The sequence below is a fragment of the Pseudomonas sp. A25(2017) genome, assembly GCF_002001065.1.
In the GTDB taxonomy this organism is placed as follows: Bacteria; Pseudomonadota; Gammaproteobacteria; order Pseudomonadales; family Pseudomonadaceae; genus Aquipseudomonas; species Aquipseudomonas kilonensis.
The window spans coordinates 40954-64897 of sequence record NZ_MUOA01000043.1 but is presented as its reverse complement, the minus strand read 5'-3'; the positions used below and the strand labels follow the sequence as shown (position 1 = coordinate 64897).

The 23944-nt window shown below is 61.4% G+C and carries 19 protein-coding genes; 13 read left to right on the top strand and 6 right to left on the bottom strand.

From position 1 onward, the window contains the following. The first annotated feature begins 154 nt into the window (after nucleotides 1-154). On the top strand, nucleotides 155-1117 hold the full coding sequence (locus tag B0E42_RS04525) for a DMT family transporter (RefSeq protein WP_077505835.1): 963 nt from the start codon (nucleotides 155-157) through the stop codon (nucleotides 1115-1117). A 107-nt stretch (nucleotides 1118-1224) separates the two neighbouring features. On the opposite strand, the gene B0E42_RS04520 is transcribed toward B0E42_RS04525, so the two are convergent. Further along, nucleotides 1225-2619 (bottom strand): class II fumarate hydratase, encoded by a 1395-nt coding sequence (locus tag B0E42_RS04520; RefSeq protein ID WP_014337208.1) that lies wholly within the window; start codon nucleotides 2617-2619, stop codon nucleotides 1225-1227. 202 nt (nucleotides 2620-2821) lie between these two features. Here B0E42_RS04520 and B0E42_RS04515 point away from each other — a divergent pair, with 202 nt between their 5' ends. The 7 genes from B0E42_RS04515 to B0E42_RS04480 all read left to right on the top strand — a co-directional run bounded on the left by B0E42_RS04515 (nucleotide 2822) and on the right by B0E42_RS04480 (nucleotide 10914). Further along, complete coding sequence (locus tag B0E42_RS04515; RefSeq protein WP_018602923.1) at nucleotides 2822-3340, top strand: DUF2059 domain-containing protein; 519 nt, start codon at nucleotides 2822-2824, stop codon at nucleotides 3338-3340. Nucleotides 3341-3352: 12 nt separating this feature from the next. After that, nucleotides 3353-3652 (top strand): BolA family transcriptional regulator, encoded by a 300-nt coding sequence (locus B0E42_RS04510; RefSeq protein ID WP_014337210.1) that lies wholly within the window; start codon nucleotides 3353-3355, stop codon nucleotides 3650-3652. A 364-nt stretch (nucleotides 3653-4016) separates the two neighbouring features. Further along, the gene (locus tag B0E42_RS04500) at nucleotides 4017-4958 is read left to right on the top strand and encodes a rhodanese-related sulfurtransferase (RefSeq protein ID WP_077505831.1); all 942 of its coding nucleotides are present in this window, start codon (nucleotides 4017-4019) and stop codon (nucleotides 4956-4958) included. A gap of 36 nt (nucleotides 4959-4994) precedes the next feature. After that, nucleotides 4995-5597, top strand: coding sequence for a DsbA family protein (locus B0E42_RS04495; protein ID WP_174553541.1), 603 nt, complete (start codon nucleotides 4995-4997; stop codon nucleotides 5595-5597). After that, on the top strand, nucleotides 5590-7416 hold the full coding sequence (locus B0E42_RS04490) for an ABC transporter ATP-binding protein (protein WP_077505829.1): 1827 nt from the start codon (nucleotides 5590-5592) through the stop codon (nucleotides 7414-7416). The genes B0E42_RS04495 and B0E42_RS04490 overlap by 8 nt, the downstream gene beginning before the upstream one ends. Before the next feature lie 190 nt (nucleotides 7417-7606). After that, a complete protein-coding gene (locus tag B0E42_RS04485; protein WP_018602931.1) occupies nucleotides 7607-10066 on the top strand; it encodes an EAL domain-containing protein in 2460 nt (819 codons plus the stop codon). Nucleotides 10067-10143: 77 nt separating this feature from the next. After that, a complete protein-coding gene (locus B0E42_RS04480) occupies nucleotides 10144-10914 on the top strand; it encodes a TenA family transcriptional regulator (protein ID WP_371915888.1) in 771 nt (256 codons plus the stop codon). A gap of 151 nt (nucleotides 10915-11065) precedes the next feature. Here B0E42_RS04480 and B0E42_RS04475 read toward each other — a convergent pair whose 3' ends face one another. The 5 genes from B0E42_RS04475 to B0E42_RS04455 form a co-directional block, all read right to left on the bottom strand. After that, nucleotides 11066-11992, bottom strand: coding sequence for a GGDEF domain-containing protein (locus B0E42_RS04475; RefSeq protein WP_018602935.1), 927 nt, complete (start codon nucleotides 11990-11992; stop codon nucleotides 11066-11068). A 354-nt stretch (nucleotides 11993-12346) separates the two neighbouring features. Further along, nucleotides 12347-13087, bottom strand: coding sequence for a YciK family oxidoreductase (locus B0E42_RS04470; protein WP_018602937.1), 741 nt, complete (start codon nucleotides 13085-13087; stop codon nucleotides 12347-12349). 181 nt (nucleotides 13088-13268) lie between these two features. Beyond that, a complete protein-coding gene (gene mupP, locus B0E42_RS04465) occupies nucleotides 13269-13940 on the bottom strand; it encodes an N-acetylmuramic acid 6-phosphate phosphatase MupP (RefSeq protein WP_077505827.1) in 672 nt (223 codons plus the stop codon). A gap of 4 nt (nucleotides 13941-13944) precedes the next feature. Next, on the bottom strand, nucleotides 13945-14643 hold the full coding sequence (gene ubiG / locus B0E42_RS04460; RefSeq protein ID WP_014337219.1) for a bifunctional 2-polyprenyl-6-hydroxyphenol methylase/3-demethylubiquinol 3-O-methyltransferase UbiG: 699 nt from the start codon (nucleotides 14641-14643) through the stop codon (nucleotides 13945-13947). A 61-nt stretch (nucleotides 14644-14704) separates the two neighbouring features. Further along, nucleotides 14705-16036 carry a TRZ/ATZ family hydrolase gene (locus B0E42_RS04455; RefSeq protein ID WP_077505825.1) on the bottom strand — a complete coding sequence of 444 codons (1332 nt, stop codon included), beginning with the start codon at nucleotides 16034-16036 and terminating at the stop codon, nucleotides 14705-14707. Nucleotides 16037-16142: 106 nt separating this feature from the next. On the opposite strand from B0E42_RS04455, the gene mtnA reads away from it, so the two are divergent. From mtnA to hisC, 5 genes are all read left to right on the top strand, one after another. Continuing rightward, complete coding sequence (gene mtnA, locus B0E42_RS04450) at nucleotides 16143-17219, top strand: S-methyl-5-thioribose-1-phosphate isomerase (RefSeq protein WP_053178527.1); 1077 nt, start codon at nucleotides 16143-16145, stop codon at nucleotides 17217-17219. A 446-nt stretch (nucleotides 17220-17665) separates the two neighbouring features. Beyond that, nucleotides 17666-20335 (top strand): DNA gyrase subunit A, encoded by a 2670-nt coding sequence (gene gyrA, locus B0E42_RS04445; protein WP_018602945.1) that lies wholly within the window; start codon nucleotides 17666-17668, stop codon nucleotides 20333-20335. A 289-nt stretch (nucleotides 20336-20624) separates the two neighbouring features. After that, nucleotides 20625-21710, top strand: a complete 1086-nt coding sequence (serC, locus tag B0E42_RS04440) for a 3-phosphoserine/phosphohydroxythreonine transaminase (RefSeq protein ID WP_041475799.1) — start codon at nucleotides 20625-20627, stop codon at nucleotides 21708-21710. Continuing rightward, nucleotides 21710-22804: a prephenate dehydratase gene (gene pheA, locus B0E42_RS04435; protein WP_014337224.1), complete on the top strand. Its 1095-nt coding sequence runs from the start codon at nucleotides 21710-21712 to the stop codon at nucleotides 22802-22804. The genes serC and pheA overlap by 1 nt, the downstream gene beginning before the upstream one ends. A gap of 13 nt (nucleotides 22805-22817) precedes the next feature. After that, nucleotides 22818-23930, top strand: coding sequence for a histidinol-phosphate transaminase (gene hisC / locus B0E42_RS04430; RefSeq protein ID WP_077505823.1), 1113 nt, complete (start codon nucleotides 22818-22820; stop codon nucleotides 23928-23930). Nucleotides 23931-23944 lie beyond the last annotated feature (14 nt).

Here is a 23944-nt window from a genome sequence, read left to right as displayed (position 1 = left end):
TGAGCATATGTGTTGTCCCTGATTCCCGCCTGTCCAGCCGATCGACGGCTACGACCCCTACAATCCCATGGGCGGCCTCTGCCCAACTGTCCCTGTGTCGTGACGCAATAGACGCCTAGAATGAACGTCCTTTGTCTTGGGCTTCGAGGGTTGTATGCACATATCGTCCGGTCGCTGGGTCTACGGTCTGTTCCTCGCCCTGCTGACTGCCCTGCTCTGGGGAATCCTGCCGATCAAGCTCAAGCAAGTGCTGCAAGTGATGGACCCGGTCACCGTGACCTGGTTTCGCTTGATGGTGTCCGGCGGTTTGTTGTTCATCTATTTGGCGGCCACCCGGCGCCTGCCCAGTTGCAAGGTCCTTGGCCCACGCGGCGGCTGGCTGGTGGCGATGGCGGTGCTCGGGCTGGTGGGCAACTACGTGTTTTACCTGATGGGCCTGAACCGCCTGAGCCCCGGCACCGCGCAATTGGTGGTGCAGATGGGGCCGATCATGTTGCTGGTCGCCAGCCTGTTCGTGTTCAAGGAGCGGTTCAGTGTGGGGCAGGGCATCGGCCTGCTGGTGCTGCTGATCGGTTTCGCGCTGTTCTTCAACCAGCGCCTGGGCGAGTTGCTGACGTCCCTGAGCGACTACACCGCCGGGGTCTTGATGGTGTTGTTGGCGTCGACGGTCTGGACGTTTTATGCCCTGGGCCAGAAGCAATTGTTGACGGTGTGGAATTCGTTGCAGGTGATGATGGTGATCTACCTGTTCTGCGCGTTGCTGCTCACGCCCTGGGTGCATCCGTTGGAGGCGCTGCAATTGAGCCCGTTGCAAGGCTGGCTGTTGCTCGCATGCTGCCTCAACACGCTGATTGCCTATGGCGCGTTTGCCGAAGCCTTGGCCCATTGGGAAGCTTCGCGGGTCAGCGCGACGCTGGCGATCACGCCGCTGGTGACGTTCGCCGCAGTGGCGATGGCGGCTTGGTGGTGGCCTGATTATGTCCATGCCGAGCAGATCAATCTGCTGGGGTATGGCGGGGCGGTGCTGGTGGTGCTGGGGTCGGCGCTGGTTGCCCTGGGCCCGTCGCTGATCGCCGGGCTCAAGGCCCGGCGCGAGCGTTTGGCTGTCGGGCGTTAGCCCGCTGTGGGAGCGAGCCTGCTCGCGATGGTGGCCTGACAGGCAATAGAGATGTCGAGCCTGCCGGCCTCATCGCGAGCAGGCTCGCTCCCACAGGGGGATGGCGTTTAACCCTGGCTACCCGCCTCCAGCATATTCTCAGGCCGCACCCAGGCATCGAACTCTTCATCGGTCAGGTACCCCAGTTGCAGCGCCGCCTCACGCAGGGTTAGCCCTTCGCCGTAGGCTTTCTTGGCGATTTCTGCAGACTTGTCGTAGCCGATGTGCGGGTTCAGCGCCGTCACCAGCATCAACCCACGTTCCAGGTGCGCGGCCATCTGCTCGGCATCCGGCTCGAGCCCGGCGATGCAGTGCTGTTGGAAGTTGCTGCAGCCGTCGGCCAGCAGGCGAATCGATTGCAGCAGGTTGTGGATGATCACTGGTTTGAACACGTTCAACTGCAAATGCCCCTGGCTGGCGGCAAAACCGATGGTCACGTCGTTGCCCATGACCTGGCAGGCCAGCATCGACAAGGCTTCGCACTGGGTCGGGTTGACCTTGCCCGGCATGATGGAACTGCCCGGTTCGTTGGCTGGCAGTTTCACCTCGGCGAACCCGGCCCGGGGTCCGGAGCCCAGCAGGCGCAGGTCGTTGGCGATCTTCATCAAGGTCACGGCGAGGGTTTTCAGTGCGCCGGACAACGAGGTCAGGGGTTCATGGCCGGCCAAGGCGGCAAACTTGTTCGGTGCGGTGACGAACGGCAGGCCCGACAGCGCCGCCAGTTCAGCGGCAATCGCTTCGCCGAAACCATGGGGTGAATTGAGCCCGGTGCCGACCGCCGTGCCACCCTGGGCCAGTTCGCAGACTGCGGGCAGCGCGGCGCGGATCGCTCGTTCGGCGTAATCGAGTTGAGCAATGAACGCCGACAATTCCTGGCCAAAGGTGATCGGCGTGGCATCCATCATGTGGGTGCGGCCGGTCTTGACCAGTTTCATGTGGCGCGCCGCCAGTTCCGCCAGGCCGCCGGACAGCTCGCTGATGGCCGGGAGCAATTGCTGGTGGACGGCCTGGGCGGCGGCAATGTGCATCGCGGTGGGGAAGCAGTCGTTGGAGCTCTGCGAGCGGTTGACGTGATCGTTGGGGTGCACCGGGCTCTTGCCACCGCGCGGGTTGCCGGCCAGTTCGTTGGCGCGCCCGGCGATCACCTCGTTGACGTTCATGTTGCTCTGGGTTCCGCTGCCGGTCTGCCAGACCACCAGCGGGAACTGGTCGTCATGCTGGCCGGCCAGCACTTCGTCGGCGGCCTGTTCGATCAGGCGGGCGATGTCGACGGGGAGGTCGCCATTGCGATCATTGACCCGCGCGGCGGCTTTCTTGATCAGTGCCAAGGCGTGCAACACCGACAGCGGCATGCGTTCGTTGCCAATGGCGAAATTGATCATGGAACGCTGCGTCTGGGCGCCCCAGTAGGCATCGTCCGGGACTTCAACCTGGCCAAGGCTGTCGGTTTCGATACGGCTCATCGGGTCAAACTCCTTAAGGGCTGAATGCGCAGTTTAGGCCCAGATGGGCGGTTCCGGTTCCCTCAATCATTCCTCAATCCAGGAGCGGTGGGTTCGGCCCGTCAATCGGACCCGACAAGCTCCGGGGTTGAGGCCCGGCGTTTTTTAGGCGCAGAATGGTCGCCCTTGGGGTTTTACCTCGCCTGTAATGAAAGGAAACTCGATGACCCGTCTTCGTGCCATCTGTACCGCAGTTGCTCTGGTGTGTGCCAGCGGCCCTGTTTTCGCCGATACCGCCAGCCACAACGCCAGCGCCGAAGCGTTCCTGACCCTGGCGCACGCTGACAAACTGGGCACTCCGGTGTACATGCAAGTGCAGCAGATGTTTGCCCAGCGCTTTGAACAGACCAAGGCCCCTGAGTCGAAAAAAGCCACCCTGGAAACCTACCAGGCCAAGGCCAATGCCGCGCTGGACCAGGCCATCGGTTGGAACAAGCTCAAGCCGGACATGGTCAAGCTCTACACCAGCAACTTCAGCGAATCGGAGCTCAAGGACCTGGTTGCTTTCTACCAATCGCCATTGGGCAAGAAAGTCCTCGAGAAAATGCCGCAGTTGACCCAGCAATCGGCCCAACTGACCCAGGCCAAGCTTGAAAGCGCGGTCCCGGTGGTCAACAAACTGCTCGCGGACATGACGGCCGAGCTCGAGCCAAAAGCCGCCCCAGCCAAGAAAAAGCCGTAAGCGGAGCCTGGTATGAGCATGCAACAACGCATCGAATCGACACTCGGGCTCCTGCAGCCCGAGCACTTGCAAGTGCTGGATGAAAGCCACATGCACAGCCGTGGCCTGCAGACCCACTTCAAGGCCGTGGTGGTCAGCCAGCAGTTCGAAGGGCTCAATCGCGTCAAGCGCCACCAGAAGGTCTACGGCACGCTGGGCGAGCTGATGGGTGAGTTCCATGCGTTGGCGCTGCACACCTACACCCCCGAAGAATGGGCGCAGATCGACGCGGCCCCGGCTTCGCCGACGTGTGCCGGTGGCAGCAAGCACTGATTGGGCTGCGGTGGATGGCAAAGCCTTGAATCTGTGGGAGCAAAGCCCTGTGGGAGCAAGGCTCTGTGGGAGTGAGCCCCTGTGGGAGCAAAGCTCTGTGGGAGTGAGCCCCTGTGGGAGCAAAGCTTGCTCGCGATGAAGTTGATGCGGTCTCTCAAAAACCGAGGTGTCTGCATCGCGAGCAAGCTTTGCTCCCACAGGGTCTTGCTCTCACAGCGTGATCCTCACGGCACTGTTGCCCACAGCAATCGCTGTCTGCAACCCCCCTGTTTTTTGTTAGAATCCGTAACGCGCCGCTCACCCGGCGCGTTTTTTTTCGCATCCGGTTCACCCTTTACGAGGGTAGCCACCTGGAGAAACACCCATGGCACAACCCATTGTCGTGGCGGCACTGTATAAGTTCGTCACCCTTGAAGATTACGTCGAACTGCGTGAGCCCTTGCTCAAGGCCATGCTCGACAACGGCATCAAAGGCACGTTGCTGATCGCCGACGAAGGCATCAACGGCACGGTCTCCGGCACTCGCGAAGGCATCGACGGCCTGCTGGCCTGGCTCAAGAACGATCCGCGCATGATCGACATCGACCATAAAGAGTCGTACTGCGATGAGCAGCCGTTCTACCGCACCAAGGTCAAGCTCAAGAAAGAAATCGTCACCCTCGGCGTCGATGGCGTGGACCCGAACAAGCAGGTCGGCACCTATGTCGAACCGCAGGACTGGAACGCGCTGATCAGCGATCCGGAAGTGTTGTTGATCGACACCCGCAACGATTACGAAGTGTCCATTGGCACCTTCGAAGGCGCCATCGACCCCAAGACCACCAGCTTTCGTGAGTTCCCCGAGTACATCAAGGCCAACTTCGACCCGGCCAGGCACAAGAAAGTCGCGATGTTCTGCACCGGCGGCATTCGTTGTGAAAAAGCTTCCAGCTACATGCTCGGCCAGGGTTTCGACGAGGTCTATCACCTCAAGGGCGGCATCCTGAAATACCTCGAAGAGGTCCCTCAGGAAGAAACCAAGTGGCGCGGCGACTGCTTCGTGTTCGACAACCGCGTAACTGTTCGCCACGACCTCAGCGAAGGGGACTACGATCAATGTCACGCTTGTCGTACCCCGGTAAGCGTAGAAGACCGCGCCTCGGAGCACTATGTGCCTGGCATCAGCTGCCCGCACTGCTGGGATAAACTGAGCGAGAAGACCCGTCGCAGCGCCATCGACCGGCAGAAGCAGATCGAGTTGGCCAAGGCGCGCAACATGCCGCACCCGATCGGCTACAACTACAAGCAAACATCTTCCGAGGCTTGAACCATGGCGTCACGCCTGCTCTATGTGATGGACCCGATGTGTTCCTGGTGCTGGGGCTTTGCGCCGGTGGCCGAGGCGTTGGTAGAGCAGGCGCAGGCCGCAGGGGTGGAGTTGCACCTGGTGGTGGGCGGTTTGCGCACCGGCAGCGGTTCGGCGCTGGAGCCGACCACCCGGCGCTACATTCTTGAACACTGGCAGGCGGTCACCCAGGCCACCGGCCAGCCCTTCAAGCTTGAAGGCGCGTTGCCGGACGGTTTCGTCTATGACACCGAGCCTGCCTGCCGGGCACTGGTGACGGCCCGCAGCCTGGCTCCAGACCTGGCCTGGAAGCTGGTGAAGCTGATCCAGCAGGCTTTTTATGTGCAAGGCCGTGACGTCACTCACGCCAGCGTGCTGGTGGAGCTGGCCGAACAGGCCGGGCTGCCACGCATCGAATTCGCTGCGGCCTTCGACCGTGCCGATCAACATGCGGCTACCGCTGCGGATTTCACCTGGGTACAGGACTTGGGCATTGCCGGGTTCCCCACACTGTTGGCCGAGCGTGATGGCCAGTTGGCCTTGCTGACCAACGGTTACCAGCCCCTGAGCCAACTGTCGCCTTTGCTTGGCCGCTGGCTGGAGCGCGCGGCCTGTGCCTGACTGGCCGCCAGATACATCGGCTTCGCAGCGCATCGACCGGTTGAGCTGGGCACAAATCCGTCGACTGGCCCTCAAGCATAAAAAAGCCCTGTGGATCGCCAACGGTGTGGCCGTGCTGGCGACACTGTGCAGCGTGCCGATCCCGTTGCTGTTACCGCTGCTGGTGGATGAAGTGCTGCTGGGGCATGGCGATGCGGCCCTGAAAGTCATGAACCAGGCATTGCCCACGCAGTGGCAGCGCGCGGCTGGCTACATTGGGCTGATGTTGCTGGTGACCCTGGCCCTGCGCTGTGGCGCATTGCTGTTCAATGTGCTGCAGGCGCGCTTGTTCGCCCGCTTGGCCAAGGACATCGTCTATCGCATTCGCATCCGCTTGATCGAACGGCTCAAGCGAATTTCCCTGGGCGAGTACGAAAGCCTGGGCAGTGGCACCGTGGCGGCCCACCTGGTCACTGACCTGGACACCCTCGACAAATTCATCGGCGAAACCCTCAGCCGTTTCCTGGTGGCGATGTTGACCCTGGTGGGCACCGCCGGGATCCTGGTGTGGATGCACTGGGAGCTGGCGCTGCTGATCCTGCTGTTCAACCCGCTGGTGATCTATGCCACGGTGCAGTTGGGCAAGCGGGTCAAGCACCTCAAGAAACTGGAGAACGACAGCACCTCACGCTTCACCCAGGCCTTGACCGAAACCCTGGATGCCATCCAGGAAGTGCGCGCCGGTAACCGCCAGGGTTATTTCCTTGGTCGTTTGGGGATGCGTGCCAAGGAGGTCCGTGATTACGCCGTGAGTTCGCAGTGGAAAACCGACGCCTCGAACCGCGCCAGTGGTTTGCTGTTTCAGTTCGGCATCGATATTTTTCGCGCAGCGGCCATGCTCACCGTGGTGTTCTCCGACCTGTCCATCGGCCAGATGCTGGCGGTGTTCAGCTACCTCTGGTTCATGATCGGGCCGGTCGAGCAACTGTTGAACTTGCAGTACGCCTATTACGCTGCCGGCGGCGCCTTGAGTCGAATCAATGAACTGCTGGCCCGGGCCGACGAGCCGCAGTACACGGGCGGCGTCGATCCGTTCAAGGGCCGTGACACCGTGGGCATCGATATCCAGGGGTTGAGTTTCGGTTACGGCGAGGAGCTGGTGCTCAACCAGTTGAACTTGTCCATCTCGCCGGGCGAGAAAGTCGCCATTGTCGGTGCCAGCGGCGGCGGCAAGAGCACCCTGGTGCAGTTGTTACTGGGGCTCTACACGCCACAATCGGGCAGCATTCGTTTCGGCGGCGCCACGCAGCAGGAGATCGGCCTGGAGACCATCCGCGAGAATGTTGCAGTGGTGTTGCAACATCCGGCGCTGTTCAACGACACGGTGCGGGCCAACCTCGCCATGGGCCGTGAGTGCAGTGACGCCGACTGCTGGCGAGCACTGGAAATCGCCCAGCTCGATGCTACCGTACGGGCGCTGCCCCAGGGCCTGGAGAGCGTCGTTGGACGTTCCGGGGTGCGGCTGTCGGGCGGGCAGCGTCAACGGCTGGCCATCGCCCGCATGGTACTGGCCGACCCACGGGTGGTGATTCTCGACGAAGCCACCTCGGCACTGGACGCTGCCACCGAGTACAACCTTCACCAGGCACTGGCGCGCTTTTTGAGTGCGCGCACCACGCTGATCATCGCCCACCGGCTCTCGGCGGTGAAGCAGGCCGATCGGGTATTGGTGTTCGACGCAGGGCAAATCGCTGAGGACGGTGACCATTTGCAGTTGATTGCCGAAGGAGGCCTCTACGCTCGACTCTACGGTCATTTGCAACAGATACAGCAGCCTTGAGTTTCCCGAGTTTTTCTGCGCTTAGTATCGGAAAAAAAGCAGGCAAACACGCCGATCTTTCCGAATTCCACGCAAAGCCTGTCGATCTGTTCATCCATTCATTCGAAGGGGTGAAAACTAGCCTAGGCTATTGAGTCAGGAGCGGAATTCTGGCGGGTGTTCGTCCAGCAATACCTGTGCAAGGGACCTCATGAAGCAAAAGCAGACTCTCGCAACACCACGGCTGCTGGGCATCGTCTGGCCCTTTATCGCCGTCGTGCTCTTTCAGGCATTGCTTGGCGGCGTCAGCCTTTACGTGCTGTCCGCCGTTCGCGGCTACGTGGCGGGGGAGAGTCTCTGGTCCAAGGGCCAGAAAGACGCCATCTATTACCTCAACCTCTACGCCGACAGCCGCGACGAGGCGATTTTCCGCAAGTACCAGCAAGCCATCGCCGTACCTGAAGGCGGCCATGAACTACGGGTGGCGCTGGACCGCGAACCGCCGGACCTGGAAGCGGCACGGCTCGGGATTCTCAAAGGCGGCAACCATCCTGACGACGTGTCCAGCGTGATCTGGTTGTACCTCAATTTCCGTCACTTCAGTTACCTGGAAGAAGCCATCGATCTCTGGACGGTGGGCGACGGCTACCTGATCGAGCTGGATAGCGTCGCCCGACAGATGCACAGCAGCATTACCGCAGGCCAGGCGACGGAGGTGGATATCCGCGGCTGGAAGGCCCAGATCTTTGCGATCAACGATTCCGTCACCCCGGCCGCCAAGGCATTCAGCGACGCACTGGGCGAGGGCTCGCGGTTCATTCTGCGGCTTTTGCTGGTGACCAATTTCGCCACCGCCCTGGGGTTGATCGTCCTGGCGTTGTTGCGTACCCATAAACTGCTCGCCCAGCGGCAGGTGTTTGCCAATGCGCTGCAGATGGAGAAAGAGCGGGCGCAGATCACCCTGCAATCCATTGGCGACGGGGTCATCACCACCGACGTCGAAGGGGCCATCGCCTACATGAACCCCGCTGCCGAAGCGATGACCCACTGGAAAGCCGAACACGCCTCGGGCTTACCCCTGGCCGCGCTGTTCAATTTGCTCGATGACAATGCCCAGACCGAGGGGCTGACCCTGATCGAGCACATCCTCAGCGGCCGGCTCAGCGCCGCCAGCGAACATTCGAAACTGATCCAGCGCCTGGATGGCAGCACCGTGTCGGTCACCCTGGTGGGCGCGCCGATCCGCCATGCCGGCAAGGTCAGCGGCGCGGTGCTGGTGTTGCATGACATGACCCAGGAACGCCAATACATCGCCAACCTGTCGTGGCAGGCCACCCATGACGCCCTGACTGGCCTGGCCAACCGTCGGGAGTTCGAGTATCGCCTCGAGCAGGCCTTGCACAACCTCACTCGCCAGGTCGGGCGCCATGCCTTGATGTTTCTCGACCTGGACCAGTTCAAGCTGGTCAACGATACCTGCGGCCATGCAGCAGGCGACGAATTGCTGCGGCATATCTGCGCCTTGTTGCAATCAGGGCTGCGGGAAAACGACACCCTGGCCCGGCTGGGCGGGGATGAGTTCGGGATCCTGCTGGAGAACTGCTCGCCGGACGCGGCGGAAAAAATCGCCGAAGGGCTGCGCCAGACCGTGCAGAACCTTCACTTTGTCTGGAAGGGCCGGCCGTTCGTGACCACCGTCAGTATCGGCCTGGTGCATATCGCCCAGACGCCGACGACCCTGGAGGCGTCCCTGCGGGCTGCCGACATGGCTTGCTACATGGCCAAGGAAAAGGGCCGCAACCGGGTCCAGGTCTATCATGCCGACGACTCGGAGCTGTCCCTGCGCTTTGGCGAGATGGCCTGGGTCCAGCGCCTGCACATGGCCCTGGAGGAAAACCGCTTCTGCCTCTACGCCCAGGAAATCGCCGCGCTGGGCCCGGGCGATCATGGCGGTGGACACATTGAAATCCTGTTGCGCCTGCATGACGAAGCCGGGCGGATGATCCTGCCGGACAGCTTCATTCCCGCAGCGGAACGCTATGGCCTGATGACCTCCCTGGACCGTTGGGTGGTGGAGAATGTCTTCAAGATCATCCGCCAGTGCCTGAATGATTCGCGACCGGGGCCCATGGCGATGTGTGCGATCAATCTGTCAGGCACAACGATCGGAGATCAAGCGTTCCTCGACTTTTTGCGTAAACAGTTCGCGGCTTATTCGATTCCGCCAGAAATGATTTGTTTTGAAATTACAGAAACCAGCGCTATTTCGAATTTGGGCAGTGCAATTCGCTTTATCAATGAACTCAAGGGCTTGGGATGCTACTTCTCGCTGGATGACTTTTGCGCCGGAATGTCTTCATTCGCTTACCTGAAACATTTACCTGTAGACTTCCTGAAGATCGACGGGAGTTTCGTAAAGGATATGCTGGACGACCCGATTAACCGTGCAATGGTCGAAGTGATCAATCACATCGGCCACGTCATGGGTAAGCGCACGATTGCCGAGTTTGTTGAAACCGCCCAGATCGAGCAGGCATTGCTGGAAATAGGGGTGGATTACGCTCAGGGGTATGTGATCGAACGCCCGCAATTGTTTACCTGTGACACGTTGCAATGTCGGCCGGCCAGGCCCCAGCCGTTGTTATTCAAGGCCCCCGGCACGTTCCGCTGAACCTCTTGTTGATCTGGAAAATCACAATCAAAAGGAGCCCGACAGTGATCGACATATTCAACCGAACAGGCCCGCTCATGGACGCCACGAGCTATCCGAAATGGGCACAGCAGCTCATTACCGATTGCAGCGAGAGCAAGCGCCGGGTTGTCGAACACGAACTGTATCAGCGCATGCGCGACAACAAGCTCAGCGCCAGGACCATGCGCCACTACCTCATTGGTGGTTGGCCGGTCGTCGAACAGTTCGCTTTATACATGGCACAGAACCTCACCAAGACCCGCTTTGCCCGCCACCCCGGCGAGGACATGGCGCGTCGCTGGCTGATGCGCAACATTCGTGTCGAACTCAACCATGCCGACTACTGGGTCAATTGGAGCGCCGCCCATGGCGTGACCCTGGAAGACCTGCAAGCCCAGCATGTGCCGCCTGAGCTGCATGCCTTGAGCCACTGGTGCTGGCACACCAGTTCCTCGGATTCGCTGATCGTGGCCATTGCCGCGACCAACTATGCCATTGAGGGGGCCACGGGAGAGTGGTCGGCGCTGGTGTGTTCCAGCGGTGTCTACGCGGCCGCTTTCGCCGAGGAAGACCGCAAACGGGCGATGAAATGGCTGAAGATGCATGCCCAGTACGACGATGCCCATCCTTGGGAAGCGCTGGAAATCATCTGTACGCTGGCGGGGATGAACCCAAGCAAGACCCTGCAAACGGAGCTGCGCCAGGCCGTGTGCAAGAGCTATGACTACATGTACCTGTTCCTGGAGCGTTGCATGCAACTGGAGCACTCGGAGACGGTAAGCAAGTCTTCATCCACCCGCGAGCGCCTGGCACTGGCGGAGAGCTGATTTCTACCCCAACAGATAGCCACAACCCATGTGGGAGCGAGCCTGCTCGCGAAACGGTCTGACAGTCGACGGGGAGGTTGACTGCCAGACCGTCATCGCGAGCAAGCTCGCTCCCACAAGGATGTCGGTGTTCTTATATTCTTTCGTTGCTTCAGCCGGCCATTGCCAGTCGGTTACGGCCTTCGCGCTTGGCCACGTATAGCGCGCTGTCGGCCCTGCGCAGCAGGCTTTCCGATGATTCCCCCGGCAGCAGGGTGGCGCACCCCAGGCTGACCGTCAGCTCGATCCTTGTGCTCGCGGCGAAATAATCCTGGGCCTGGGCGGCGTAGCGCAGCCGTTCACCGACCATGGCTGCAGCATCCCGGCTGGTATTGGCCAGCAGGATCAGAAATTCTTCACCGCCGAACCTGAACACCATGTCCACGTTGCGCAGTTGGCTCTTGATCGACTCGGCCACGGCCTTGAGCACTTCATCGCCAACGCCATGACCATGGCTATCGTTGATGCGCTTGAAATGGTCGATGTCGAGCATCAGCACTGACAAGGGTTGGGAATGACGCTTGGCCATGTCGATTTCACGCATCAGCGTCTGGTCCATGGCGATGCGGTTGCCGGTACCGGTCAGCGGATCGCGCAGGGCGCTTTGGGTGGCGGCGCGGTAGAGCAGCGCGTTGCGCAGAGGGTACAGCAGCGTCGACATGATGGATTCAAGGTCGCTCTGTTCCGGCTCGGTGAAGCGTTGGTTGCGACGGAATACCAGTTCACCCAGGTGTTCGCCTTCATGGCTGAGGTTATAGCTGAGGGTGTGATGCCCGCGTTGTCCGAACTCCAGGCGCAGGTCACTGGCCTTATGCTGATAGGCCAACGCATCCAGGGGCACCAGCCGCTGGATTTCCCGGAAAAACAGGCCAAGGATGCGCTGTGGCTCCAGGCTGGTCTGCAATTGCTGGCTCAGTTGCTGGCGCAATTGCGAAAGACTGACGGAGCGTGCCGCGAGCGGCGATGGCTGGCCAAGACCCAGACGCTGCAATTTGGCGCTGTCGAAGTCAATCGCGTTGATCTGGGTGGGCGTTTTCATATGGCGTTAGCCCCTAAGCTAAATCTGTCCTGGCAGGTTGGGTGTGGCGGCTTTGGGCTGCGCGTCGTACTGGTCCTTCAGTCCCGTAGGACCATTGAGCTAAGTTTAGTCCGCTTTCCCTGTCAGGCATAAATCTCGTCTCGATGTCCGTTACCCGCCGAACATGGCGTGTTTGAGGATATTTAGAGCGAAAGTCGTGCCATTCGGTTCACTTCTATAAAAACCGATTGTAAATCAATAGCTTGTCAGCAAGTTATGGCAGGCTCGGCGACGTGGAGTTGGCGGTTCGCCTCGTTGGGCATCGACCTGGGCCGGTGTCGCGACGGTAAATCGTCACGACACCGGTCGGGCTCATTATTGCGCGTTGAACGCCTGGCCATTGACGCCGGTGCTGTCCGGGCCCATGAGGTACAGGTAGACCGGCATGATCTCCTCGGGCGTCGGATTGTTGAGCGGGTTTTCCCCCGGGTAGGCCTGGGCGCGCATGCTGGTGCGGGTGGCGCCGGGGTTGATGCTGTTGGCGCGCACGGCGGCAACGGTGTCGACTTCGTCGGCCAGGGTCTGCATCAGCCCCTCGGTGGCGAACTTGGACACGCCGTAGGCGCCCCAGTACGCCCGGCCCTTGCGCCCGACGCTGCTGGAGGTGAACACCACGGACGCATCCTGGGACAGCTTGAGCAGGGGCAGCAAGGTGCTGGTGAGCATGAACATCGCGTTGACGTTGACGTGCATCACCCGCATGAAATTCTCACCGGACAACTGCTCCAGCGGCGTACGCGGGCCGATGATCGAGGCGTTGTGCAGCAGGCCGTCCAGATGACCGAACTCGGTTTCGATCATCGCCGCCAGTTCATCGTACTGATGAGGCAGCGCGGTTTCGAGGTTGAACGGGATCACCGCCGGCTGCGGATGACCGGCCGCTTCGATTTCATCGTAGACCTGGGTCAGGTTGGCTTCGGTCTTGCCCAGCAGCAGCACGGTGGCACCGTGGGCGGCGTAGGCTTTCGCCGCAGCGGCGCCGATCCCGCGACCGGCGCCGGTGACCAGGATCACCCGGCCATTGAGCAGGTCGGGGCGGGCGGAATAATCAAACATAAAAGAACCTCAACAAATCAATCGGTTGGCAGAAGCTGTTGTGGCGAGGAGATTTATCTCCGCAATGTGGGAGCAAAGCTTGCTCGCGAAACAGGCGCCTCGATTCCTGAAAGACCGCATCGCCTTCATCGCGGGCAAGCCTTGCTCCCACATCACTCCCTTCACTGCAACAACAGTCACATCAGCAACTGCACAACGCGTTATCCAGCACCTCGCGCAACGCCGAGGGGTGATCGATCACCACATCCGCGCCCCAGTGCCGGGGGTTATCGTCCGGGTGGATGTAGCCGTAGGTCACCGCACACGTCCTGGTGCCGGCGCTGCGACCGGACTCGATGTCCCGCAGGTCATCACCCACGAACAGCACGCTGGCCGGGTCCAGGTCGAGCAGCTTGCACGCCAGGGTCAGCGGTTCCGGGTCTGGCTTGCTGTTTTTCACGTGGTCAGGGCAGATCAGCACTTTCGAGCGTTCGGCCAGGCCCAGTTGCTGCATGATCGGCTCGGCGAAACGCACCGGCTTGTTGGTGACCACGCCCCAGATCAGGTTGGCCGCTTCGATATCGGCCAGCACCTCGGCCATGCCGTCGAACAGGTGGCTGTGGACCGCGCAATCCTTGAGGTAGCGGTCGAGGAATTCCTGGCGCAGTTCCTCGAACCCCGGTGATTCCGGGTCCATGGAAAAGGTCACCGCGACCATCGCCCGGGCGCCGCCGGAAATCTCGTCGCGAATGTGCTGGGCGTTCATCGGTGGCAAGCCACGGTCGGCGCGCATGGCCTGGCAGATGGCGATGAAGTCCGGCGCGGTGTCGAGCAGCGTGCCGTCCATGTCGAAAAGAACCGCTTTGAGACGCATCGACTTACTCCTCGCGCAGGGTCTGGATCATGTAGTTGACGTCAACGTCGGCGGCCAGCTTGTAGTGCTTGGTCAGCGGGTTGTAGGTCAGGCCAATGATGTCCTTGACGGTCAGCCCGGCCGCACGGCTCCAGGCGCCCAGTTCGGAAGGGCGGATGAATTTCTTGAAGTCGTGAGTGCCGCGCGGCAACAGCTTCATGATGTATTCGGCGCCGACGATGGCGAACAGGTAGGCCTTCGGATTGCGGTTGATGGTGGAGAAAAACACCTGCCCGCCCGGCTTGACCATGCGAAAGCAAGCGCGGATGACTGAGGACGGGTCTGGCACGTGCTCGAGCATTTCCAGGCAGGTGACCACGTCGAATTGGCCAGGCATTTCTTCGGCCAGGCCTTCGGCGGTGATCTGCCGGTATTCCACGCTGACGCCCGACTCCAGTTGATGCAGTTGTGCAACCGCCAGTGGCGCTTCGCCCATGTCGATGCCCATCACCGTCGCCCCGCGCTGGGCCATGGCTTCGCTGAGAATGCCGCCGCCACAACCGACGTCGAGCACCTTCTTGCCGGCCAGGTTGACCCGTTCGTCAATCCAGTTGACCCGCAGCGGGTTGATGTCGTGCAGCGGTTTGAATTCGCTTTCACGGTCCCACCAGCGATGGGCCAGGGCTTCGAATTTGGCGATTTCGGCGTGGTCGACGTTACTCATGTGCAGATCCTCGAAAAGCTTGAAAAATCAGGTGCCCCGAGCCGCGGCTCAAGGGGCGTGGTCATTCGTTGTGGCCGCTGATGCGGCGACCCCAGGCCTGGGCCGTGGCGATCAGTCTTGATTCGTCCATGCGGGTCAGTCGGCCATCTTCCAATAGCGGCTTGCCGCCCACCCACAGGTGTTTTACGCAATCGCGCCCGGTGGCATAAATCAGTTGCGACACCGGGTCGTAGATCGGCTGCTGGGCCAGGCCCGACAGATCGAAGGCCACCAGGTCGGCGGCCTTGCCGACTTCCAGCGAACCGACTGTCGCTTCGATGCCCAGCGCCCGGGCGCCATTGAGCGTGGCCATGCGCAGCGCCCGATGGGCATCCAGAGCCGTGGCCGAACCGGCGACGGCCTTGGCCAGCAGGGCAGCGGTGCGGGTTTCGCCGAGCAGATCCAGGTCGTTGTTGCTCGCCGCACCGTCGGTGCCTAGGGCGACATTGACACCGGCCTGCCACAGGCGCTCCACCGGGCAGAAACCACTGGCCAGTTTCAGGTTCGATTCCGGGCAGTGGATCACGCTGCAATTGCTTTCTACCAGCAAGGCCTGGTCTTCGTCGCTGATTTGAGTCATGTGCACGGCCTGAAAGCGTGGCCCCAGCAGGCCAAGGCGTCCCAGGCGAGCCATTGGTCGCTCAGCGGTGATATCCACAGCCTGCTGCACTTCGAAGGCGGTTTCGTGAACGTGCATATGAATGGCCGCGTCCAGTTCCTCGGCGATCACGCGGATTTTCTCCAGGTTCTCGTCGCCCACGGTGTAGGGTGCGTGCGGGCCGAATGCGACTTTGATCCGCGGGTGGTGCTTGAGGTCGCCAAACAACTCGATGCCCTGACGAATGGCTTCGTCGGCGCTGGCGGCACCGGGGATCGGGAAGTCGAGGATCGGAATCGCGATTTGTGCACGAATACCGCTGTCGTGAACACACTCGCTGGCGATCTTGGGGTAGAAATACATGTCGGAGAAGCAGGTGATGCCGCCCTTGATCTGCTCGGCGATTGCCAGGTCGGTGCCATCGCGCACGAAATCTTCATCGACCCATTTGGCCTCGGCCGGCCAGATGTGCTGTTCCAGCCAGGTCATCAAGGGCAGGTCGTCGGCCAGGCCGCGGAACAGGGTCATGGCCGCGTGGCCGTGGGCGTTGATCAGGCCGGGGCTGAGCAGCATGCCGGGCAGTTCACGGACGTGGGCGGCATCACACTTCAGGGCTTCTGCCCGTGGGCCGATGAACACGATGCAACCGTCGCGAATGCCCAGACCATGATCCTTGAGCACTACACCGGCGGGTTCGACAGGCACCAACCAGGTCGGCAGCAATAATAAGTCGAGCGCAACGGCAGGCTTGGGCATCGTGGAACGGTTCCATGGGGTATAAAGGATGGCGAAGTATACCCGAGCGTCTTCGCGGAGGGATCGCTATAATCGGCGGCTTTTGTTCATGAGTACGGGGTGAAGGATGCGCGATCGACTATTGGCTGCGGAGAAGGTGAAGGCCATCGATTGGCGCGATGGCGTCCTGTACCTGCTGGATCAGCGTGTCTTGCCGTTCGAGGAAAGCTGGATCGCCTGCACCCGTGCCGCCGATGTGGCCGAGGCCATTGGCTCGATGGCAGTGCGCGGCGCACCGATCATCGGCATCAGTGCGGCCTATGGTGTCGTGCTGGCAGCGCGGGCCAGGATGGTCGAAGGCGGTGACTGGCAAGCGGCGCTGGAGGCGGATTTTACCTTGCTGGCCGAGGCTCGGCCGACGGCGGCAAACCTCTTCTGGGCGCTGGACCGGATGCGCGACCGGTTGGGGCGCTTGAAGGAACACGCCGAGCCGCTGGCGGTGCTTGAGGCTGAAGCCATCGCGATCCACGAGAGTGACCGCGAAGCCAACCTGACCATGGCTCAGTTGGGCGTCGACCTGATCCGCAAGCACCAGGGCAATGCCCAGGCCATCCTGACCCATTGCAACACGGGTGCCCTGGCGACCGGTGGCTTCGGCACGGCCTTGGGCGTCATCCGTGGTGCATATATTGAAGGCATGGTGGAGCGCGTCTATGCCGACGAAACCCGTCCATGGCTGCAAGGCTCGCGCCTGACAGCGTGGGAGCTGGCCCGCGAGGGCATCCCGGTGACCCTCAACGCCGACTCCGCCGCTGCCCACATCATGAAGACCAAAGGTGTGACCTGGGTGGTCGTCGGTGCCGATTGCATCGCCGCCAATGGTGACGTGGGGAACAAGATCGGCACCTATCAACTGGCGGTCTGTGCCATGCACCATGGCGTGCGCTTCATGGTGGTGGCGCCGAGCTCGACCATCGACATGAGTCTGGCCAGTGGTGATGACATCCCGGTCGAGGAGCACGACGGGCGCGAACTGCTGGAGATCGGCGGCAAGTGGCTCGGCGCAGATGTGGACGCCTTCAACCCGGTATTCGATGTCACCCCGGCGGACCTGATCGACGTCATCGTCACGGAAAAGGGCATCATCGAGCGCCCGGACACCGCGAAGCTGGCGCAGTTGATGTGCCGCAAGCGGTTGCATTGAAGGCCTTTTGGTGTCTGATCCACCGCCATCGCGAGCAGGCTCGCTCCCACAGTGGATAGGAGGTGTGTCTGAAATTTCAGACACAAAAGATCCTTGTGGGAGCGAGCCTGCTCGCGATGAGGCCCTTAACGGCAACAAATCCCTTGCATTTTCGCCCTGATTCTCCATCCGCAGCGCTCCTAAGCCCCTCTGATCCCATATCAGCCTGTCACCGGTCAACTAACTACGCACCATGCGCGTCTGGGGGATAGGTGCGTGGCGGCTCTTGTGATAACATCCGGCGGTTTCCAAGGCTGCCTCGCGAGGTGGCCTTTACTGCGCAGATCCATGGCATAACTCGTTGATTTGTCGTAAGTCGCTGCACGGCACTTGTTCTGCAGCGGCGAGCTTCGTTCGTCCCATCTGGATGTGACGAGGTTTCACCAGAAAAAGGAATCAGGCTTCTCATGGGCGAACTGGCCAAAGAAATCCTCCCGGTCAATATCGAAGACGAGCTGAAACAGTCCTACCTCGACTACGCAATGAGCGTAATCGTCGGGCGGGCGCTGCCGGATGCGCGCGATGGCTTGAAGCCCGTGCACCGGCGCGTGTTGTTCGCGATGAGCGAGCTGGGCAACGACTTCAACAAGCCGTACAAGAAATCTGCCCGTGTCGTCGGCGACGTGATCGGTAAGTATCACCCCCACGGCGACACTGCCGTGTACGACACCATCGTTCGTATGGCGCAGCCATTCTCCTTGCGCTACCTGCTGGTAGACGGCCAGGGCAACTTCGGTTCCGTGGACGGCGACAACGCCGCAGCCATGCGATACACCGAAGTGCGCATGACCAAGTTGGCCCACGAACTGCTGGCCGACCTGCACAAGGAAACCGTGGACTGGGTGCCGAACTACGACGGCACCGAAATGATCCCGGCGGTCATGCCGACCCGTATCCCGAACCTGCTCGTCAACGGCTCCAGCGGTATTGCCGTGGGCATGGCGACCAACATCCCGCCGCACAACCTCGGTGAAGTCATCGACGGTTGCCTGGCCCTCATCGACAATCCCGAGCTGACCGTCGATGAGCTGATGCAATACATCCCGGGTCCGGACTTCCCGACCGCTGCGATCATCAACGGTCGCGCCGGCATCATCGAAGCCTACCGCACCGGCCGTGGCCGCATTTACATGCGCGCCCGCTCCACCGTCGAAGACATCGACAAGGTGGGTGGCCGCCAGCAGATCGTCATCACCGAGCTGCCGTACCAGCTGAACAAGGCTCGCCTGATCGAGAAGATCGCCGAGCTGGTGAAAGAGAAGAAGCTCGAAGGCATCACCGAGCTGCGTGACGAGTCCGACAAGGACGGCATGCGCGTCGTGATCGAGCTGCGTCGTGGCGAAGTGCCTGAGGTGATCCTCAACAACCTCTACGCCCAGACCCAACTGCAAAGCGTGTTCGGCATCAACATCGTTGCGCTGATCGACGGCCGTCCGCGGATCCTGAACCTCAAGGACCTGCTGGAAGCCTTCGTCCGTCACCGCCGCGAAGTGGTCACCCGCCGTACCGTGTTCGAACTGCGCAAGGCTCGCGAGCGTGGTCACATTCTCGAAGGCCAGGCCGTTGCCCTGTCGAACATCGACCCGGTGATCGCCTTGATCAAGGCCTCGCCAACGCCGTCGGAAGCCAAGGAAGCGCTGATCAGCACCCCTTGGGAGTCCTCCGCGGTGGTGGCAATGGTCGAGCGCGCTGGCGCCGACTCGTGCCGCCCGGAGAACCTCGACCCGCAATACGGCCTGCGCGAAGGCAAGTACTTCCTGTCCCCGGAACAGGCGCAAGCCATCCTGGAACTGCGCCTGCACCGCCTGACCGGCCTGGAGCACGAGAAGCTGCTGGCCGAGTACCAGGAGATCCTCAACCAGATCGGCGAGCTGATCCGCATCCTCAACAGCGCCACGCGCCTGATGGAAGTGATCCGCGAAGAACTGGAAGTGATCCGCGCCGAATACGGCGACGTGCGCCGCACCGAGATCCTCGATGCGCGCCTGGACCTGACCCTGGGTGACATGATCCCGGAAGAAGAGCGCGTGGTGACCATTTCCCACGGCGGCTACGCCAAGACCCAGCCGCTGGCCGCCTACCAGGCCCAGCGTCGCGGCGGCAAAGGCAAGTCGGCGACCGGCGTCAAGGACGAGGACTACATCGCTCACCTGCTGGTCGCCAACAGCCACACCACGCTGCTGCTGTTCTCCAGCAAAGGCAAGGTGTACTGGCTCAAGACCTACGAGATCCCGGAAGCCTCCCGTGCCGCACGTGGTCGTCCGCTGGTCAACCTGTTGCCGCTGGACGATGGTGAATACATCACCACCATGCTGCCGGTGGAGGAATACACCGAAGGTCACTACATCTTCATGGCCACCGCCAACGGCACCGTGAAGAAAACCCCGCTGGAATCCTTCAGTCGCCAGCGCAGCGTCGGCCTGATCGCCCTGGAACTGGACGAAGGCGACGTGCTGATTTCCGCCGCCATCACCGACGGCGAGCGTGAGGTCATGCTGTTCTCCGACGGTGGCAAGGTCACTCGCTTCAAGGAATCCGACGTGCGTGCCATGGGCCGTACCGCCCGTGGTGTGCGCGGCATGCGCCTGCCGGAAGGCCAGAAGCTGATTTCCATGCTGATCCCTGAAGAAGGCAGCCAGATCCTCACCGCTTCGGCGCGTGGTTATGGCAAGCGCACGGCCATCAGCGAGTTCCCTGAGTACAAGCGTGGCGGCCAAGGTGTGATCGCCATGGTCAGCAACGACCGTAACGGTCGTCTGGTCGGCGCTGTCCAGGTGCTCGATGGCGAGGAGATCATGTTGATCTCCGACCAGGGCACCCTGGTGCGTACGCGAGTCGCCGAAGTCTCGAGCCTGGGCCGTAACACCCAGGGCGTGACGCTGATCAAGCTGGCCAGCGATGAAACGCTGGTAGGGCTTGAGCGGGTGCAGGAGCCATCGGAAGTCGAAGGCGAGGAGCTGGAAGGCGAGGAAGGCGAAGGCACGGCATTCGACGGCACCCTGGGTGCCGATGTCGACGACGTGACCGGCGACCAGCCGCTCGACGCTGCCGCAGACGAAGAAGAACCGCAGGACTAAGCGGACACGCGGGGGGCGGATGAAGATTCGCCCCCTTGTTGTTTGTCTCGTTTGAAATTTCGTATCAAATTGCAGCTTTGTGAGAACAAGGCTTGTGTGGGAGCAAGGCTTGTGGGAGCAAGGCTTGCCCGCGATGGCGGTAGACCAGTCAACATCAATGTTGGATGACAGTCTGCTATCGCGGGCAAGCCTTGCTCCCACACCTTTGCTCTCTCGCCCTAGGTCCACAATGCGCACCACCTGATACCGTATTAATTGCGTGAACCACCAGATCAGAGCGAGATTGGATGTGAGCAAGAGAGCCTATAACTTCTGTGCCGGCCCGGCGGCGCTTCCTGAGGCGGTCCTGAAGCGTGCCCAGGGTGAACTTCTCGACTGGCACGGCAAGGGCCTGTCGGTCATGGAAATGAGCCATCGCAGCGATGAGTTCGTATCCATTGCCACCAAGGCCGAGCAGGACCTGCGTGATCTGCTGAACATCCCGTCCAATTACAAGGTGCTGTTCCTGCAGGGCGGCGCCAGCCAGCAGTTCGCCCAGATCCCGTTGAACCTGCTGCCGGAAAGTGGCAAGGCCGACTACATCGATACCGGTATCTGGTCGCAGAAAGCCATCGAAGAAGCTTCGCGCTACGGTCACGTCAACGTGGCTGCCACCGCCAAGCCCTACGACTATTTCGCGATCCCCGGCCAGAACGAATGGAACCTGTCCAAGGACGCGGCCTACGTTCACTACGCGCCGAACGAAACCATCGGTGGCCTGGAATTCAACTGGATCCCGGAAACTGGCGACGTGCCATTGGTGGCCGACATGTCCTCGGACATTCTCTCGCGCCCTGTGGATATCTCCCGTTTCGGCATGATCTACGCCGGCGCCCAGAAAAACATCGGCCCAAGCGGCATTCTGGTCAACATCATCCGTGAAGACCTGCTGGGGCGTGCCCGTTCCCTGTGCCCGACCATGCTCAACTACAAGGTCGCGGCTGACAACGGCTCGATGTACAACACCCCGCCGACCCTGGCCTGGTACCTGTCCGGCCTGGTGTTCGAATGGCTGAAAGAGCAGGGCGGTGTCGAAGCCATTGGCAAGCTCAACGAAGTGAAGCAGCGCACGCTGTATGACTTCATCGACGCCAGCGGTCTCTACAGCAACCCGATCAACAAGACCGATCGTTCGTGGATGAACGTGCCGTTCCGCCTGGCCGACGACCGTCTGGACAAGCCGTTCCTGGCCGGTGCCGACGAGCGTGGCCTGCTGAACCTCAAGGGCCACCGTTCGGTCGGTGGCATGCGTGCCTCCATCTACAACGCCGTCGACATCAACGCCGTCAATGCGTTGATCGCCTACATGGCAGAGTTCGAGAAGGAACATGGCTGATGTCTGAGCAAGAACTCAAGGCGCTGCGCCTGCGCATCGATGCCCTGGACGAAAAGGTCCTGGAGCTGATCAGCGAGCGCGCGCGCTGCGCCCAGGAAGTCGCCCGGGTGAAGATGGCCTCCCTGGCCGAAGGCGAAGTGCCGGTGTTCTATCGTCCTGAGCGTGAAGCTCAGGTGCTCAAGCGTGTCATGGAGCGCAACAAGGGGCCGCTGGGCAACGAAGAGATGGCGCGCTTGTTTCGCGAAATCATGTCGTCGTGCCTGGCGCTCGAGCAGCCGCTGAAAATCGCCTACCTGGGCCCGGAAGGCACCTTCACCCAGGCAGCGGCCATGAAGCACTTCGGTCACGCAGTGATCAGCAAACCGATGGCTGCCATCGACGAAGTGTTCCGTGAAGTCGCCGCCGGCGCGGTGAATTTTGGCGTGGTGCCGGTGGAAAACTCCACCGAAGGCGCGGTCAACCACACGCTGGACAGCTTCCTCGAGCATGACATGGTGATCTGCGGCGAAGTCGAGCTGCGCATCCACCATCACCTGCTGGTCGGCGAGAACACCAAGACCGACAGCATCAGCCGGATCTATTCCCACGCCCAGTCGTTGGCCCAGTGCCGCAAGTGGCTGGACGCCCATTACCCGAATGTCGAGCGCGTGGCGGTATCGAGCAACGCCGAAGCGGCCAAGCGGGTCAAGGGTGAGTGGAACTCGGCGGCGATCGCTGGCGATATGGCGGCCGGCCTCTACGGGCTGACTCGCCTAGCCGAGAAAATCGAGGATCGCCCGGACAACTCCACGCGGTTCCTGATGATCGGCAGCCAGGAAGTACCGCCGACCGGCGACGACAAGACGTCGATCATCGTGTCCATGAGCAACAAGCCCGGCGCGCTCCATGAACTGCTGGTGCCGTTCCACGACAACGGTATCGACCTGACGCGGATCGAGACCCGTCCGTCGCGCAGCGGTAAATGGACCTACGTGTTCTTCATCGATTTTGTCGGCCACCACCGCGATCCGCTGGTAAAAGGTGTGCTGGAGAAAATCAGTCAGGAAGCAGTGGCACTCAAGGTGCTGGGTTCCTACCCCAAGGCAGTTCTTTAAGGGCGGATAGCAAATGAGTGGCAACTTCCTCGCTCTGGCTCAGCCAGGCGTGCAACAACTCTCGCCTTACGTTCCGGGCAAGCCCGTGGACGAACTGGCCCGCGAGCTGGACCTGGATCCGGCCAGCATCGTCAAGTTGGCGAGCAACGAAAACCCGTTGGGCGCGAGCCCCAAGGCGCTGGCGGCGATCCGCGACGAACTGGCCGAGCTGACCCGTTACCCCGATGGCAATGGGTTTGCGCTGAAAAGCCTGCTGGCCGAGCGCTGTGGTGTCGAGCTCAACCAAGTGACGCTGGGCAATGGCTCCAACGACATTCTTGAGTTGGTGGCGCGCGCGTACCTGGCACCAGGTCTCAACGCCGTGTTCAGCGAGCACGCGTTTGCGGTCTACCCGATCGCGACCCAGGCCGTCGGCGCCGATGCCCACGTGGTTCCCGCCAAGAACTGGGGGCACGATCTGCCGGCCATGCTGGCTGCCATCGACGCCAACACCCGCGTAGTTTTCATCGCCAACCCGAACAATCCGACTGGCACCTGGTTCGACGCCCAGGCCTTGGACGACTTCCTGCAAGACGTGCCCGCGCACGTGCTGGTGGTGTTGGACGAGGCTTACATCGAGTATGCCGAAGGCAGCGATTTGCCCGATGGCCTGGATTTCCTCGCGGCCTACCCGAACCTGCTGGTTTCGCGCACGTTCTCGAAAGCCTACGGCCTGGCCTCGCTGCGGGTTGGCTACGGCCTGTCCACCGCCGTGGTGGCCGATGTGCTGAACCGCGTGCGCCAGCCGTTCAACGTCAACAGCTTCGCCCTGGCAGCCGCCTGCGCCGCATTGCAGGATGCGGCCTACCTGGCGGAAAGCCGTCGCCTGAACGTGGCCGGCATGCAGCAGTTGGAAGTGGGGTTCCGGGAGCTGGGTCTGAGCTGGATTCCATCTAAAGGCAACTTCATCTGCGTCGACCTGGGGCGTGTCGCCGCGCCGGTGTACCAGGGGCTGCTGCGCGAAGGCGTGATCGTGCGTCCGGTGGCCAACTACGGCATGCCGAACCACCTGCGCATCACCATCGGCCTGCCAGCGGAGAACAACCGTTTCCTTGAGGCGTTGAGCAAGGTTCTGGCTCGTGGTTGATGTCACTTCGCTGC